This is a genomic window from Ruminococcus sp. OA3 (genome assembly GCF_022440845.1).
Classification (GTDB): Bacteria; Bacillota; Clostridia; order Lachnospirales; family Lachnospiraceae; genus Ruminococcus_G.
In genome coordinates this window covers 2,065,506-2,080,831 of record NZ_JAKNTO010000001.1, presented here as the reverse complement: position 1 = coordinate 2,080,831, position 15,326 = coordinate 2,065,506, and the positions used below count along the sequence as shown (strand labels likewise).

The window sequence follows — 15,326 nt, the reverse complement described above, 5'->3', positions numbered from 1 at the left end:
AATTATTCATCTACACTGTAGTTCGGAGCCTCTTTTGTAATATGAATATCATGCGGATGAGATTCTTTCAATGAAGCTGCTGAAATCTTAATAAATTTACCTGTCTCGATCATTGCCTGGATCGTCGGAGCTCCACAGTACCCCATACCGGAGCGCAGTCCGCCGATCAGCTGGAACACGGTATCTTCCACATGACCCTTATAGGCAACCCGTCCCTCGACGCCTTCCGGTACCAGTTTCTTTGCGTCTGTCTGAAAGTAACGGTCCTTACTTCCATTTTCCATGGCTGCTATAGATCCCATACCACGATATACCTTATATTTTCTTCCCTGATAGAGTTCAAATTCTCCAGGGCTTTCATCACATCCTGCAAAAATGCTTCCCATCATGCAAACGTTCGCACCTGCCGCAATCGCTTTCGTAATATCCCCTGAGTATTTGATACCTCCATCAGCGATGATCGGAATCCCGAACTCAGAAGCAGCTTTATAACAATCCATAACAGCTGTGATCTGAGGCACACCGATTCCCGCCACCACACGAGTCGTACAGATGGATCCGGGTCCGATTCCCACCTTGACACCATCAACGCCGGCTTTGATCAAATCTCTTGTCGCCTCTTCCGTAGCTACATTTCCGGCAATTACCTGAAGTTCCGGATATTTTTCCTTGATTTCACGCACTGTCTTCAAAATATTTGCAGAATGCCCATGTGCAGAATCAATTACGATAACATCAACTCTGGCATTCACGAGTGCATCCACACGCTCCATGAAATTGGAAGTGATTCCGACAGCCGCCCCGCAGAGAAGGCGTCCCTGCTCATCTTTTGCCGACAGCGGATATTTAATCTGCTTCTCGATATCTTTGATCGTAATAAGACCTTTCAGATTAAAATCTTTGTCTACGATCGGAAGCTTTTCTTTTCTCGCTTTGGCAAGGATTCTTTTGGCCTCATCCAGAGTAATACCCTCCAAAGCTGTGATCAGTCCGTCAGATGTCATGGATTCTTTGATCTTCTTTGAAAAATCCTCCTCAAATTTCAGATCCCGGTTTGTTATAATTCCTACTAGTTTGCGGCCCTCTGTTATTGGAACGCCGGAAATTCTGAATTTTGCCATCAGATTGTTAGCGTCCTCCAGTGTATGTTCGGGTGAAAGGAAAAATGGGTCTGTGATTACTCCGTTCTCAGAACGTTTTACTTTGTCTACCTCATCTGCCTGCTGTTCTATGGACATGTTTTTATGAATAATCCCAATACCGCCCTGTCTCGCCATCGCGATCGCCATACGATGCTCCGTAACGGTGTCCATCCCCGCACTCATCATCGGAATATTCAGCTTTACTTTTTTTGTCAGCCAGGTTGATAAATCTACCAGATTGGGAGTCACTTCTGAATATGCAGGCACCAGCAGCACATCATCAAAAGTAATTCCTTCCCCAATAATCTTTCCCATTTTTCATTCCTCCGTTTCTTACTTGTTCACTCGTGTTTTTACTGATTGTCCCTTAGTGTAACAAAAATCGAGTCCTGTGTCAATTGCCTTTCTATGCAGTATAACACAAAAAACATAAAGAATAAACCGGGACTCAAAAATCCTGTATCGGAACGCCCTACATGACTGATTCCGATACAGGATTCAATTTTAAACTTCTTTTGCCGCGGTAAGGATTACATCATACCCATTCCCTGTCCGCCGCCTGCCGGCATCGGAGGAACATCCTCTTTAATGATAGATACGACAGATTCAGTTGTCAGCAGAGTAGCAGCAACACTTGTTGCATTCTGCAGAGCACTTCTTGTTACTTTTACAGGATCCAGGATTCCGGCTTTCACCATATCCACGTATTCTTCGTTGTATGCGTCAAATCCGATGCCTGCTTCTGCTTCTTTTACTTTGTTAACGATGACAGATCCGTCAAGCCCCGCATTTGCTGCAATGTGATACAGTGGAGAAGTCAGTGCTTTTACGATGATCATAGCGCCGGTTTTCTCATCTCCGTCCAGCTCCTCAGCCAGTTTTGTAACTTCAGCCGTTGCGTGTACATAAGCAGATCCGCCGCCTGCAATGATGCCTTCCTCTACAGCTGCTCTTGTAGCTGCCAGAGCATCTTCCATACGCAGTTTCGCTTCTTTCATCTCTGTCTCTGTGGCAGCACCTACGCGGATAACTGCGACACCGCCTGCCAGTTTCGCAAGACGTTCCTGTAATTTTTCTTTGTCAAAGGAAGATGTCGTTGTCTCGATCTCGCCCTTGATCTGATTGACTCTTGCTTTGATCGCATCTTTATCGCCTGCGCCGTCAACGATGATGGTGCTCTCTTTTTTAACTTTAACGGATTTTGCCTGTCCCAGATCATCCATAGTGATTTCCTTCAGATCCAGTCCGACTTCTTCAGAGATCACTTTTCCGCCTGTCAGAATTGCAATGTCTTCGAGCATTGCTTTTCTTCTGTCACCGTAACCCGGAGCCTTCACTGCAGCTACTGCGAAAGTGCCTCTCAGTTTATTAACAATCAGAGTTGTCAGTGCTTCGCCTTCCACGTCTTCTGCGATAATCAGCAGTTTGTTTCCGGATTTAACGATCTGTTCCAGAATCGGGAGCAGGTCCTGAATGTTGGAGATTTTCTTGTCTGTGATCAGGATGTATGGATTATCCAGTACAGCTTCCATCTTATCCATATCTGTTGACATATATGCGGACAGGTAACCTCTGTCAAACTGCATTCCTTCAACCAGATCCAGTTCCGTCTGCATGGTTTTGGATTCTTCAATCGTGATAACACCGTCGTTTGATACTTTTTCCATTGCATCAGAAACAAGCTCTCCAACCTGGTCATCCCCGGAAGAAACAGCCGCTACTCTTGCGATCTGTTTTTTACCGTCAACTTTTTTGCCCATGGCAGCGATCACTTCCACCGCCTTATCTGTTGCTTTTTTCATACCCTTTCTCAGAACGATCGGGTTTGCGCCTGCTGCCAGGTTTTTGATTCCTTCGTTGATCATTGCCTGTGCAAGTACAGTTGCTGTAGTTGTACCATCACCTGCTACATCATTTGTTTTAGATGCAACTTCGCGGATGAGCTGTGCGCCCATGTTTTCAAAGCCGTCTTCCAGTTCGATTTCTTTAGCGATCGTAACACCATCGTTTGTGATAAGCGGATTGCCATAGGATTTATCAAGTACTACGTTTCTACCTTTCGGTCCCAGTGTCACCCTTACTGTATTTGCTAACTGATTAACGCCACTTTCCAGTGCTGCTCTCGCTTCTGCTCCAAATTTAATTGCTTTTGCCATAATTATCTGTTCCTCCAGTCTTCTTATTTAACTACAGCCAGGATATCCTGCTGTTTAATGATGATCAGTTCTTCTCCATCGATTTTCACTTCAGTTCCAGCATATTTTGAAAATACAACCTGATCGTCTACAGCCACTTCCATTTTCACATCTTCAGTTCCAGGTCCTACTGCAACTACAGCTGCCATCTGAGGTTTTTCCTGTGCCTGTCCCGGCAGCACGATTCCTGATGCTGTGGTCTCTTCTGCTACTAACTGTTTTAATACAACTCTGTCTCCTAATGGTACTAATTTCATTCTATATTGCCTCCTTTTTTAAATCTTTTTATTTTATTAGCACTCACTTGATTTGAGTGCTACTTGATAAATCATATATTAGTGAACCTGCGGATTTTTAGCAACTTTGTCTTTTGTCATAAATCAGAGTATAATCATTAATTAACTCTTCTATACTCTTTTTATCTCTTTTTTTCTCACTTTTACATTTTTTACGTTTTTTTCGGGAACATTCTATAGTATGAGCACTTTTTCAAAAAAAGAATACCGCCTCCGTAAATCTTAGTTACAGAGGCGGTATATTACCGGTTCATCTTATATCGTTTTTTCTCCATGCTTTCCGTTTTTGCTGTTTTTAAGTTCATCCAGCTCATCGAATATCACATCGTTCAGGACCTTAATATAAGTACCCTTCATTCCGCTGGATCTGGATTCTATCACACCTGCACTTTCGAATTTGCGAAGTGCATTGACGATGACAGAACGGGTGATCCCGACCCTGTCGGCAATTTTGCTTGCAACCAGAATTCCTTCATTTCCATCCAGCTCATCAAAAATATGAATAATTGCTTCCATCTCGGAAAAGGACAGTGTATTAAATGCCGACTTTACAACCTGTACTTTTCTGGCTTCCTCTGCGTTCTCCTCGTTAACAGAACGCATCATCTCCAACCCTACAACAGTAGTACCGTATTCACTCACTATAATGTCTTCAATATCATACGGCGCATTGCTCCGGTACATAAACACTGTTCCCAGGCGTTCGCCTGCGATATCGATCGGTGTGATGATCGCCTGATAACGGCTGACGTTATTGCTGATGAATCCAAGTGTCTCAAGATTGACATTTTCCTTGGTCGACAGAACACTTAAAAATCTGTCATTCAGCAGAGAATCAACGTATCCTCCCACACTGTCATCGATCAGCTCTGTAATCTCTTCCACACCCGGGCAAAGGCTGACTCCCAGTACCTTTCCTTTCCGGCTGATAACCAGAATATTGGAATCCAGGGTTTCCATCATAACCTTACAGATATCATTAAAGACTACTTTAGTAGAGTTGTTATTGTGTAATAGCTTATTAATTTTTCGAGTTTTATCTAGTAATTGTACACTCATTAGCGCTCCTTTCCTGCACCAGCATCTTATATTATTTATACTTTATCATATATTAAATGTAAAATCAATAATATTTCTTATATATTTTCATATTATTAAGTAATTTCTGACAATTGATATTGCATGTATGATATCGGCTGTTTTTTAAACATATCAACAGCTTTCATGGCAGAAAGAGCCGCCAGGCAACAGCTCTGACGGCTCTTTTTCATTTTTTCGTCACATAGCCACACTGTTCGTTATGGCATACCAGCTTATTGCCTTTTTCAACCATATAACCGCCGCATTCCGGACACGGCTGGTCAGATGGTTTCTGCCAGGACATAAATTCACACTCCGGATTATCCTCACATCCATAATACTTTCTTCCTTTTTTCGTTTTGCGCAGTACTACTTCCTTTCCGCAAACCGGACATTTCACACCAATCTTTTCCAGATATGGCTTCGTATTGCGGCATTCCGGAAATCCCGGGCACGCCAGAAATCTTCCGTGAGGACCGTATTTGATCACCATATTGCGTCCGCACTCCTCGCAGATGACCTCCGTCACCTCATCCTCTATCTTATATTCCTCCAGCTCCTTTTCCGCCTCGTCTACAGCCTGAGCAAGATCCGGATAGAAATTCCTGACGATTGTCTTCCAGAAGATGCTTCCATCCTCTACACCGTCAAGAAGTGCTTCCATATTAGCTGTAAAGTTCACGTCGACAATACTGGGGAACGCTTCCTTCATCATATTGTTGACCACTTCCCCAAGTTCTGTCATATAGAGATTTTTGTTCTCTTTTACCAGATATCTTCTGCCTAACAGTGTCGTGATCGTCGGTGCATACGTACTTGGTCTTCCGATACCGAGTTCCTCCATCACCTTGACAAGAGATGCTTCCGTATAATGTGCCGGAGGCTGAGTAAAATGTTGCTGGCTTATAAATTCTTCAAAATTCAGTTTTGTGTCTTCACCGATGCTGCGCACAAGTGCATTATTCTCTTCTTTTTCTTCATCACTCTGTACATAGACGGACATAAAACCATCAAATTTTATTCTGGATGCAGCAACTGTAAAATAATATTCACCGCCTGCAATCTTTACAGATACCGTCTCGTAAACTGCCGGCGTCATCCGGCTGGCGGTAAAACGTTTCCAGATCAGCTGATACAGGCGAAACTGGTCTCTTGTGAGAGACTCTTTTAACATAGCCGGAAGCCTTGTGACATCTGTCGGTCTTATGGCTTCATGCGCATCCTGCACATTGCTCTTTTCCTTCTGTGCCTGCTGCCCGGCATCCGCCGCATATTCTTTTCCATACTGCTCACTGATGTATTCGTAGGCCATTGCCTTCGCTTCCTCAGAAACTCTTGTTGAATCAGTACGCAGATAAGAGATAACACCGACGGTCCCGTTTCCTTTGATATCGATCCCTTCATATAACTGCTGTGCAAGTCTCATCGTCTTCTGAGTAGAGAAATTGAGTGTCTTTGCCGCTTCCTGCTGCAGTGTACTCGTGGTAAACGGCAGCGGGGCCTTTTTTACACGTTCACCCTTTTTTACCTCTGCCACATGATACGACACACCTTTTAAATGTCTCTGGATCTCTTCCAGCTCTTCCCTGGAGTTGATCGCAATTTTTTCCTTTTCTTTTCCATAAAACTTGGCTATCAGCGGTTTTTTTGCGCCGTCGACCTGAAACTGGGCATCCATACTCCAGTACTCCTGAGGGATAAATGCATTGATCTCATCCTCACGGTCCCCGATAATGCGCAGCGCAACGGACTGAACACGACCGGCACTAAGTCCGCGTTTGATCTTTGCCCAGAGCAGCGGGCTGATGCGATAACCCACCATACGGTCCAGCACACGTCTTGCCTGCTGTGCATCTACAAGTTTCATATCGATATCTCTCGCATGCTTGATAGATTCTTTAACGGCTGACTTTGTGATCTCGTTAAACGTAATCCTGCGCATTTTCTGGTCCTCCAGCTTCAATGCCTTGGACAGATGCCAGGAGATGGCTTCCCCTTCGCGGTCAGGGTCAGTCGCCAGATATACTTTGTCGGCCTTTTTGGCCGCTTTGCGAAGACCTGCCAGCAGCTCCCCTTTTCCTCTGATCGTTATATATTTCGGTTCGTAATCATTTTCTATATCAATACCGAGCTGACTTTTCGGTAAATCTCTTACATGTCCAAATGAAGCAGCAACTTCATAATTCGTTCCCAGGAACTTCTTCACTGTTTTTACTTTCGCTGGTGATTCTACAATCACAAGATATTTTGCCACAACAGCCTCCTATATCATATATTTATTATGAAAGTCCCGGACGGCGGCCATGTGAATGGGCAAGCTTGTTTGCAGCTTCACATTGGCACGGAGCAGCCGACCTTCATTCATAGTGAGGTCCACGTCAGCGGACGTCACCGTTTACTTTCACATACCAATTTCGGAATGGCTCGGATATTTTCCCCTCCAACCGCAGTTTCAACAAAATTTCCATCGTTTTTTCTGCTGAAAACGGCACTTCCTCTAAAATTGTATGTAAATCTTTCGGTTGTAAATCTACACAACTATACACCAAATCCAAATCTCTTGCAAGTCCCAATACTGTATTTTTCTCAGTACGCATGCGGTTTTCCTGCAAAATCCCAAATTGCTCAAGCAGCATCCCGGGACTGCATGCAATTCCCGCTCCCTGTGCGATCAGCCTGTTGCATCCAGCACTCAAGGCATCTCCAACTCGGCCCGGGACGGCAAATACATCCTTCCCCTGTTCCAGGGCGAAGTCAGCGGTGATGAGGGAACCGCTCTTTTCTTTCGCTTCTATCACCAGTACAATGTCTGCCAGTGCACTGATAATCCGGTTTCTCATGGGAAAATGACATCGAAGCGGTTTTGTACCCTCCGGAAATTCTGATATCAGTCCCCCTGCTTTCGGCATTTTTTCATACAGGTGGCGGTTGCATGCCGGGTAGCAGATATCGAGTCCGCATCCAAGCACAGCGTAAGTCGGGCCTCCTGCTTCCAGGGCTCCGTAGTGTGCACTCCCGTCTATCCCCTGCGCCATTCCGCTGATGACAGCCAAACCGTGAAGCGACAGTACACGCGCGAATTCCTGTGCCTGGATTCTTCCATACTGACTGCACATCCTTGCCCCCACAATAGCCACGGCAGGCTCCCGACCCGGTAACTCTCCTCTCACATAAAGTTCTTTGGGCATGCCTCTGTATTGCATCAGTTTATCCGGATACCCTGTTTTTCCCCTCTGCACGCAGCGGATCTTATCTTTCACTTTCGTACCCTCCTGACTTTTCGTCGAGACTCCTGTAGCATACAGCCTCACTGATGTGTGTTTTTCTTATGATATGACTTTCCTCCAGATCGGCCGCAGTTCTCGCGACCTTTATAATTTGATGATATGCTCTTACACTGAGCCTCATACATTGAAATGCCTGTCCCAGTAGCATTTCTGCTTCCTCATCCATAGGACAGAATTTACGGATTCCGGCCGCATCCAGATGAGCATTAAAACGGATCTTGTTGTTTTGATACCGTTTTCTCTGAATCTCGTGGACACGTATGACGTCCCTGCGCATTTCGGCAGACCCAAGACCTGACCTTTCACTCTTAAGCGCAACGTACGATACCAGTGGTACTTCCGCACACAGATCAATACGTTCCAACAGCGGCTGGCTGATCCTGCTTCTGTATCTGTGAATTTCCGCGTCCGTGCAGCTGCATCGGTTCATGTCAGGATAGCAGCCGCACGGACAGGGATTCATCGCGGCAAGAAAAAGAAAAGATGCCGGATATCTGAAAGTCCCGTTCAGCCTGGCAATGGTGATTTCATGTTCTTCAAGGGGCTGGCGCAGAATTTCAATACTTCTTCTGGACATTTCCGCCAGTTCATCCAGAAACAATACGCCGTGATGGGCAAGCGTTACTTCCCCCGGCTTCGGGACTCTTCCTCCTCCTGCGAGTGCCTGAGGGGATGCCGTATGATGCGGCGCACGGAACGGACGCTTCTGCAGGATTCCTCCACTCGGCAAAATGCCTGCAATACTGTGGATTTTCATAACCTCCAGACTCTCCTCCCTGCTCATCGGCGGAAGAATGGATGGCATCCTTTTTGCTATCATCGTCTTCCCTGAACCTGGCTGTCCACACAGAAGCAGGTTGTGAAAACCGGCTGCTGCCAGCAAAACAGCATGTTTCACTTCCTCCTGGCCGCTGATCTGTGCGTAATCGAGTTCCTCAGCCTCATCTTCCTGTATCTGCTGACAGCCCACACTGTGGACGGGCAGTATTCCGTGACAGGCAAAAGTGAGAAATTCCGCCAGACTGGAAATTCCGATTACCCGCATGCCCTCCACAAGGTTTCCCTCCGACTGATTCACAGCGGGAACAAGACACGTATGACACCCCTCTTTTCTGGCGGTGAGCACTGCCGGTAAAATACCGCTCACACCCCGGATGCAGCCATCCAGTCCCAGTTCGCCCATCACCATCACACCTTTCATCGAGGCCGGCGGAATTCTTCCGACTGCAAGCAATATTGCCGCTGCCACCGGCAGATCAAAACCACTCCCTTCTTTTCTCAAGTCTGCTGGTGCGAGATTGATTGTGACACGCTTCGGCGGAATAACAATGCCTGCATTACGCAGAGCCGTGCGGACACGCTCCTGGGCTTCTTTGACCTGCGCAGATGCATACCCTACAATCGTAAAACACGGAAGCCCGTTACTTACATCAGCCTCCACATAAACTTTCCGTGCCTCTACGCCCCATATAGCAGCCGATATTATGCTACTGAACATAGACGTCCTCCTGAATTATGTTGTAAAAAATGGGATCATCGTGCCGGAACCGGCAGATTCAGAATTATTGGTAGTTGGATTTTATCATACTGCCTGTCAAATTGCAACCGAAAACAGGTGGAAAAGCACGAAAAGGCTTTTCGCGACATAAGATAAAATAAATCCTTTCGAGGTGCTGTTTTTGAAAACATTTCAAAAGCCACTGACTATTGAGGAGGAACGACAATATTTCCAAAAATACAAACAGGGCGACATGGATGCTAAAAACATCCTGATCGAGCGCAACCTGCGGCTGGTTGCACATATTGTCAAAAAATACCAGGGAACAGACACCGACACGGATGATCTGATCTCCATCGGTACGATTGGCCTGATCAAAGCCATTTCCACGTTCGACAGCGACAAGGGGAACCGGCTTGCTACATACGCAGCACGTTGTATAGAGAATGAACTTCTCATGATGTTCAGGGGCAAAAAAAAGACCTCCAGGGAGGTCTCTCTTTATGAACCGATCGGTACTGACAAGGAGGGGAATGAAATTCACCTCCTGGATATCATTGAAAGCGGTAGCGCTGATGCAGCCGATACCTGCGCACTGAAAGAAGATATCGCAAAACTCTATGCACTGATGGACTCAGCCCTGTCCGAACAGGAATACTTTGTCCTGAAACTCCGCTATGGCCTGTACGGCGAATCAGAATACACGCAAAAAAAAATAGCAGAGAAGATGGGAATCAGCCGCTCTTATGTTTCCCGCATCGAAAAAAATGCGCTGTTAAAACTCAGGCGCTGCTTCCTGTCTCCTTAGAATATCGTAGCGTTCAAGCCTGATTCCGATATCGATCCATAAGCTTTGCTGAGGATGGGGTGCACTTTCCATCGCATTGCCTTCCTCATCAAAGATGGCCCGGACTGTAGCCGGAATATTTTCACCGTCCGGTTTCATCACTTCTATAAGTTCGCCGACGGAAAATTTATTTCTCTGAGAGATATGGAACTGGCCGCGTTCATTTTGTTCCCCTGCAATTCCCAGATACGTATACTCTTTTACATAAGTATTATTGTCATATATCTGCGCAGACTCATCCGGCTTGCCATAGAAAAATCCGGTAGTAAACTGCCGGTATGTGCAGTTCGAAATCTGATCCCGATACCAGTCCATATTCGCTTCATATAATGCGGGATCCTTTAGATAATCATCGATCGCCCTGCGGTATGTCCGTGCCACGGTGGCAACATACAACGCCGTTTTCATCCTGCCCTCTATTTTGAAGCTGTCGATACCGGCTTCGATCAGTTCAGGAATATGTTCAATCATGCAAAGGTCTTTGGAATTAAAGATATACGTACCGCGCTCATTTTCGTAGACGGGCAGATATTCTCCCGGGCGCTGCTCTTCCATCACATAGTATTTCCACCGGCAGGGATGTGTGCACGCTCCCTGATTCGCATCCCTGCCGGTAAAATAATTACTGAGCAGACAGCGCCCTGAATAAGATATACACATCGCTCCGTGCACAAATGTCTCAATCTCCATATCTTCCGGTATATTTCCACGAATTTCCCGGATCTCCTCAAGGGAAAGTTCACGTGCAGATACGACGCGCTTTGCCCCCAGTCCATACCAGAACTGATATGTTCCGTAATTCGTATTATTCGCCTGCGTACTGATATGAAGCTCCATTTCAGGACAAACCTCTTTTGCAATCATAAAAACGGCTGGATCCGCAATGATCAAACCGTCTGGTCCAAATTCTTTAAGCTCTTCAAAATACCTGCGCACACCCGGCAGATCCCTGTTATGTGCGAGGATATTCGCAGTCACATAGACTCTTACTCCATGCTCATGCGCAAACGCAATACCTTCCCGCATATCCTCCATGGAAAAATTCTTAGCTTTCGCCCGGAGGCCGAATGCCTCACCGCCGATATAGACAGCATCGGCGCCGAATACCACGGCAACTTTTAATACCTCAAGGCTGCTGGCAGGCACCAGCAATTCCGGTTTTCTCATCCTCGGTCCCCTTTCGCACACTGACTGTCACGCCATCTCCCAACGGGAGCACAGAAGTCACCAGCTCTTCACGGTGTTTCAATGCATACAGATATTCTCTCATGCGTCTATGAATGGTACGATTACGCCTCTCAACTGCAAAACGCGATTCGATAATATCCCCGTCCTGAAGCACATTGTCCGAGACGAGCAGTGCTTCCGGTGCCATCAGACGCAGGATCTGAGGCAAGAAATGAAGATACTGACCCTTTGCCGCATCCATGAAGATGAAGTCAAAAGGGCCATTCAGTGTCTCTAAAATTTCTGCTGCATCTCCCTGTATCAGGGTGATACAGTTCTCCCGCCCGGCACGCCGGAAATTCTCGCGTGCCAGCGGAATTCTTTTCTCATAATTTTCTATTGTTGTAATATGACATCTCTCCGGATTATACTCACACATAAGAAGCGCAGAAAATCCGACAGCAGTTCCCACTTCAAGGATCCGCGCAGGCCGTTTCAGTGCCAGCAATACTTTAAGAAAACTCTGCATCTCCCTTCTGATCACCGGAACATGATCCCGGCGTGCCTGACGCTCCAGCGTTTCCAGAAAAGGGGTGTTTCCGGTATCCAGCGAATTGATATATGTCGTCATTCTTTCATCCACAATCACTCTTCGCTTTCCTCCTCTTGTGCAGACATGATTTCGATCATCTCATCCGGTGTCTGTGCAGTGCTGAGCGTGTACCGGCCCGTCTTTATCTTACCACGGTAATCAGAAAGCTGCTCCTGTACCCAGAAGATCACCGGATCTTCGATCAGTCCCTTACTCTCCAGGAGTTTTCCGATCTGATATACAGACATGCCCTCCTGTACGATGACTTCTATCTCCTTTGCCCTCGCCTCCGAGGTCATGGGTTCCTGGTCAAAGACAGCGTATCCAAAACTGTATGCAGTTTTCCCGAGCAGCGCGATTGCCACGATCACCAGTACATAGATCAGAATACGTATCGTTTTCCCCGCATTTTTGACCGCAGAATGATGTCCGGCATTGCGCTTCTTCTTTTTTGCCATACTTTCTCCTGTCTCCTGGGTTTACAGCTCTGGGATCTGTACGTCGATCGCCATATTGATCATATCTTCCGTAGATTTCAGAAGTTTACACAGCTCATACTCAGCATCCAGAAAAGCATTTACTTCCGGTATTCTCCGAAGCTCTCTGTGTTCTCTTTCTATTTTATCTGTTTCATCATATAAATCCACTTCATCCAATTCATTATACATCCGGAACGTACGCGCACGGAATTCATCAAGCCTTCCTTTTACCTCCGGCTGTCTCACAACTTTCTCCAGGCTGTCCTCAAACGTCTTATAGTATTCGCTGTCTTTGATTGTCTGAATCAATTCATACGTTTTCTGCTCGATCGCATTCATGGTACCTTACGCCTCCATTATTATCGGAAGAATCATTGGACGTCTCTTTGTTCTCTTCCATACAAATTCACTCAACCCATCTTTAATGACGGTCTTTATTTTTCCCCAGTCAGAAACCTGTTTTTCAAGGCATCCATCCAGCGCGTCCTCCACTACAACTCTGGCTTCACCCATCAGATCTTCTGACTCCCGTACATATACAAATCCACGTGATACAATATCCGGACCGGCCAGCAGCTGGTTGCTGAATTTTTCCAGCGTGAGCACTACGATGATAATGCCATCCTCCGCCAGATGCTGGCGGTCACGAAGGACAATATTCCCGACATCTCCGACACCGAGCCCGTCTACCAGAATTGCACCCGTATGCACTTTTCCAACAATTTTTGCCTGTTCCTGGCTCATCTCCATGACTTCACCTGAAGTCATGATAAATACATTTTCTTTCGGCAGTCCCAGATTCTGTGCAATCTGTGCGTGTGCCTTCAGGTGACGGTATTCTCCATGCACCGGAATCGCATATTTCGGCCTTACAAGGGAGTAGATCAGCTTAATCTCCTCCTGGCAGGCATGCCCTGATACGTGTGCATCCTGGAATATAACGTCTGCCCCTTTCGCCGAAAGTTCATTGATCACCTTTGACACCGCTTTTTCATTCCCCGGGATCGGGTTGGAACTGAAAATAATCGTATCATTGGGTTTGATCGTAACTTTTCTGTGGATATCCGCTGCCATCCTGGACAGCGCCGCCATGGACTCACCCTGGCTTCCCGTCGTAATGAGTACCATCTGTTCATCCGGATAATTTTTCATCCGGTCAATATCAATTAAGGTTTTATCCGGGATATTCAGATATCCCAGTTCTGAGGCTGTTGAAATGACATTTACCATACTCCGCCCTTCCACAACAACCTTGCGTCCATATTTATATGCAGAATTGATGATCTGCTGTACGCGGTCAACATTCGAAGCAAATGTAGCGATGATGATCCGCGTATTTTTGTGTTCGGCAAATATATTATCAAATGTTTTTCCAACTGTGCGTTCTGACATAGTAAAACCGGGGCGTTCCGCGTTCGTACTGTCACACATCAGGGCCAGCACACCCTTTTTTCCAATCTCCGCAAAGCGCTGAAGATCGATCGCATCGCCGAAAACAGGCGTATAATCCACTTTAAAGTCTCCTGTATGAACAACGATTCCCGCCGGTGAATAGATCGCCAGGGCAGAAGCGTCTGCGATACTGTGGTTTGTTTTAATAAATTCGATACGGAAACAGCCAAGATTAATTGACTGGCCATGCTTTACGGTTTTTCTTTTGGTAGTTCGAAGAAGATTGTGTTCCTTTAATTTATTTTCAATTAATCCCTGCGTCAGTTTCGTCGCATAGATCGGTGCATTTAATTGTTTCAGCACATAAGGAAGCGCACCAATATGATCCTCATGTCCATGTGTGATGACAAAGCCTTTTACTTTATCTGCATTGTCTTTCAGATAAGTCACATCCGGGATCACCAGGTCAATGCCCAGCATATCGTCTTCCGGAAATGACAGCCCGCAGTCCACGACAACAATACTGTCTTCGCACTCAAAGGCAGTAATATTCATTCCAATCTGCTCCAGGCCGCCCAGCGGAATGATTTTCAATTTTGAATTATTAATTTTTTTCAAGAGTACCTCCACTCACTAATTTATATTTCTTATTCCAATTCGATGTCCACGTCCTCTAACATGTCCGCAAACAGACGTGATATCGTCTCCAGTTCCAGATCGTCTTCTACCATTACATATCTGGAATCCTGGTCTGTATCTTCGGATAAATCTTTCAGAATATAAGCACATGCCTCATCATCCAGAGATTCTGTCACCAGCAGGTAATTACATCCGTTCATCCTTGTCTGTTCTTCTACGTAAAATTCTGTTTCCGTTCCGTCTTCTTCTAAAAATATGATTTTTTCCATACCGTTTACCTTTTCTAAATGAATTACAGACTGTCGAGATAGTTCTGAAGAATCAGAACCGCAGCCAGTTCATCCACGCGCTCCTTGCGGTGTTCCCGCCGTACGCCCCCTTCCATCAGTACGCGCTCTGCTGCAACTGTCGTCAGCCGTTCATCCCACATGACAACGTCCAGACCTGTCCGTCTTTTTAAAGTCTGCTGAAACTCTAAAGACATGGCAGCCCTGTCCCCTATCGTGTTATTCATATTTTTGGGAAACCCAAGAACAATTTTTTCAACCTGGTATTCCCTTATCAGTTCCTCAATCCGTGCCAGTGTCTGACGCAGTTTGTTCTCAGACTTCCGCCAGATCGTCTCAACGCCCTGAGCAGTAATTCCGAGAGGATCGCTGACAGCCACCCCTACAGTTTTGGATCCATAATCCAGTCCCATTATCCGCATGAA

At 46.0% G+C, this 15,326-nt stretch carries 15 protein-coding genes; 1 reads left to right on the top strand and 14 read right to left on the bottom strand.

Annotated elements, in window-relative coordinates; genetic code table 11:
- Window positions 1-2: 2 nt before the first annotated feature.
- The 7 genes from guaB to MCG98_RS09385 form a co-directional block, all read right to left on the bottom strand.
- On the bottom strand, window positions 3-1,457 hold the full coding sequence (gene guaB / locus MCG98_RS09415; protein WP_240301743.1) for an IMP dehydrogenase: 1,455 nt from the start codon (window positions 1,455-1,457) through the stop codon (window positions 3-5).
- 215 nt (window positions 1,458-1,672) lie between these two features.
- Window positions 1,673-3,298, bottom strand: a complete 1,626-nt coding sequence (groL, locus tag MCG98_RS09410) for a chaperonin GroEL (RefSeq protein WP_240301742.1) — start codon at window positions 3,296-3,298, stop codon at window positions 1,673-1,675.
- Window positions 3,299-3,321: 23 nt separating this feature from the next.
- Window positions 3,322-3,594 carry a co-chaperone GroES gene (locus MCG98_RS09405; RefSeq protein WP_240301741.1) on the bottom strand — a complete coding sequence of 91 codons (273 nt, stop codon included), beginning with the start codon at window positions 3,592-3,594 and terminating at the stop codon, window positions 3,322-3,324.
- A 294-nt stretch (window positions 3,595-3,888) separates the two neighbouring features.
- On the bottom strand, window positions 3,889-4,692 hold the full coding sequence (gene codY, locus MCG98_RS09400) for a GTP-sensing pleiotropic transcriptional regulator CodY (RefSeq protein ID WP_240301740.1): 804 nt from the start codon (window positions 4,690-4,692) through the stop codon (window positions 3,889-3,891).
- 208 nt (window positions 4,693-4,900) lie between these two features.
- Window positions 4,901-6,967 (bottom strand): type I DNA topoisomerase, encoded by a 2,067-nt coding sequence (topA, locus tag MCG98_RS09395; RefSeq protein WP_240301739.1) that lies wholly within the window; start codon window positions 6,965-6,967, stop codon window positions 4,901-4,903.
- Window positions 6,968-7,091: 124 nt separating this feature from the next.
- Window positions 7,092-7,973 carry a DNA-processing protein DprA gene (gene dprA / locus MCG98_RS09390; protein WP_240301738.1) on the bottom strand — a complete coding sequence of 294 codons (882 nt, stop codon included), beginning with the start codon at window positions 7,971-7,973 and terminating at the stop codon, window positions 7,092-7,094.
- The gene (locus tag MCG98_RS09385; RefSeq protein ID WP_240301737.1) at window positions 7,963-9,498 is read right to left on the bottom strand and encodes a YifB family Mg chelatase-like AAA ATPase; all 1,536 of its coding nucleotides are present in this window, start codon (window positions 9,496-9,498) and stop codon (window positions 7,963-7,965) included. The genes dprA and MCG98_RS09385 overlap by 11 nt, the downstream gene beginning before the upstream one ends.
- Window positions 9,499-9,679: 181 nt before the next feature.
- On the opposite strand from MCG98_RS09385, the gene sigK reads away from it, so the two are divergent.
- Window positions 9,680-10,306: an RNA polymerase sporulation sigma factor SigK gene (sigK, locus tag MCG98_RS09380; RefSeq protein WP_240301736.1), complete on the top strand. Its 627-nt coding sequence runs from the start codon at window positions 9,680-9,682 to the stop codon at window positions 10,304-10,306.
- Here the strand turns inward: sigK and MCG98_RS09375 are convergent.
- Genes MCG98_RS09375 through ruvX form a run of 7 tightly spaced genes read right to left on the bottom strand, consistent with a single transcriptional unit; the run spans window position 10,274 to window position 15,323 of the window.
- The gene (locus tag MCG98_RS09375) at window positions 10,274-11,512 is read right to left on the bottom strand and encodes a U32 family peptidase (protein WP_240301735.1); all 1,239 of its coding nucleotides are present in this window, start codon (window positions 11,510-11,512) and stop codon (window positions 10,274-10,276) included. The two genes, sigK and MCG98_RS09375, sit on opposite strands and share 33 nt — an antisense overlap.
- Window positions 11,472-12,161, bottom strand: a complete 690-nt coding sequence (locus MCG98_RS09370) for an O-methyltransferase (RefSeq protein ID WP_240301734.1) — start codon at window positions 12,159-12,161, stop codon at window positions 11,472-11,474. Before MCG98_RS09370 ends, MCG98_RS09375 begins: the two co-directional genes overlap by 41 nt.
- Window positions 12,158-12,562, bottom strand: a complete 405-nt coding sequence (locus MCG98_RS09365; RefSeq protein WP_240301733.1) for an endolytic transglycosylase MltG — start codon at window positions 12,560-12,562, stop codon at window positions 12,158-12,160. Before MCG98_RS09365 ends, MCG98_RS09370 begins: the two co-directional genes overlap by 4 nt.
- Before the next feature lie 21 nt (window positions 12,563-12,583).
- Entirely contained in the window at window positions 12,584-12,922 is a 339-nt protein-coding gene (locus MCG98_RS09360) for a YlbF family regulator (RefSeq protein WP_028527346.1), read from the bottom strand.
- 6 nt (window positions 12,923-12,928) lie between these two features.
- Window positions 12,929-14,593 carry a ribonuclease J gene (locus MCG98_RS09355; protein ID WP_240301732.1) on the bottom strand — a complete coding sequence of 555 codons (1,665 nt, stop codon included), beginning with the start codon at window positions 14,591-14,593 and terminating at the stop codon, window positions 12,929-12,931.
- 29 nt (window positions 14,594-14,622) lie between these two features.
- A complete protein-coding gene (locus tag MCG98_RS09350) occupies window positions 14,623-14,883 on the bottom strand; it encodes a DUF1292 domain-containing protein (protein WP_028527348.1) in 261 nt (86 codons plus the stop codon).
- A 23-nt stretch (window positions 14,884-14,906) separates the two neighbouring features.
- Window positions 14,907-15,323: a Holliday junction resolvase RuvX gene (gene ruvX / locus MCG98_RS09345; protein ID WP_028527349.1), complete on the bottom strand. Its 417-nt coding sequence runs from the start codon at window positions 15,321-15,323 to the stop codon at window positions 14,907-14,909.
- Between the last annotated feature and the right edge of the window lie 3 nt (window positions 15,324-15,326).

Bases quoted from the DNA above. Each gene is read 5' to 3' on its own strand.
- guaB (WP_240301743.1), bottom strand. From the start codon at position 1,457: ATGGGAAAGATTATTGGGGAAGGAATTACTTTTGATGATGTGCTGCTG.
- groL (WP_240301742.1), bottom strand. From the start codon at position 3,298: ATGGCAAAAGCAATTAAATTTGGAGCAGAAGCGAGAGCAGCACTGGAA.
- MCG98_RS09405 (WP_240301741.1), bottom strand. From the start codon at position 3,594: ATGAAATTAGTACCATTAGGAGACAGAGTTGTATTAAAACAGTTAGTA.
- codY (WP_240301740.1), bottom strand. From the start codon at position 4,692: ATGAGTGTACAATTACTAGATAAAACTCGAAAAATTAATAAGCTATTA.
- MCG98_RS09385 (WP_240301737.1), bottom strand. From the start codon at position 9,498: ATGTTCAGTAGCATAATATCGGCTGCTATATGGGGCGTAGAGGCACGG.
- MCG98_RS09375 (WP_240301735.1), bottom strand. From the start codon at position 11,512: ATGAGAAAACCGGAATTGCTGGTGCCTGCCAGCAGCCTTGAGGTATTA.
- MCG98_RS09365 (WP_240301733.1), bottom strand. From the start codon at position 12,562: ATGGCAAAAAAGAAGAAGCGCAATGCCGGACATCATTCTGCGGTCAAA.
- MCG98_RS09360 (WP_028527346.1), bottom strand. From the start codon at position 12,922: ATGAATGCGATCGAGCAGAAAACGTATGAATTGATTCAGACAATCAAA.
- MCG98_RS09350 (WP_028527348.1), bottom strand. From the start codon at position 14,883: ATGGAAAAAATCATATTTTTAGAAGAAGACGGAACGGAAACAGAATTT.
- ruvX (WP_028527349.1), bottom strand. From the start codon at position 15,323: ATGCGGATAATGGGACTGGATTATGGATCCAAAACTGTAGGGGTGGCT.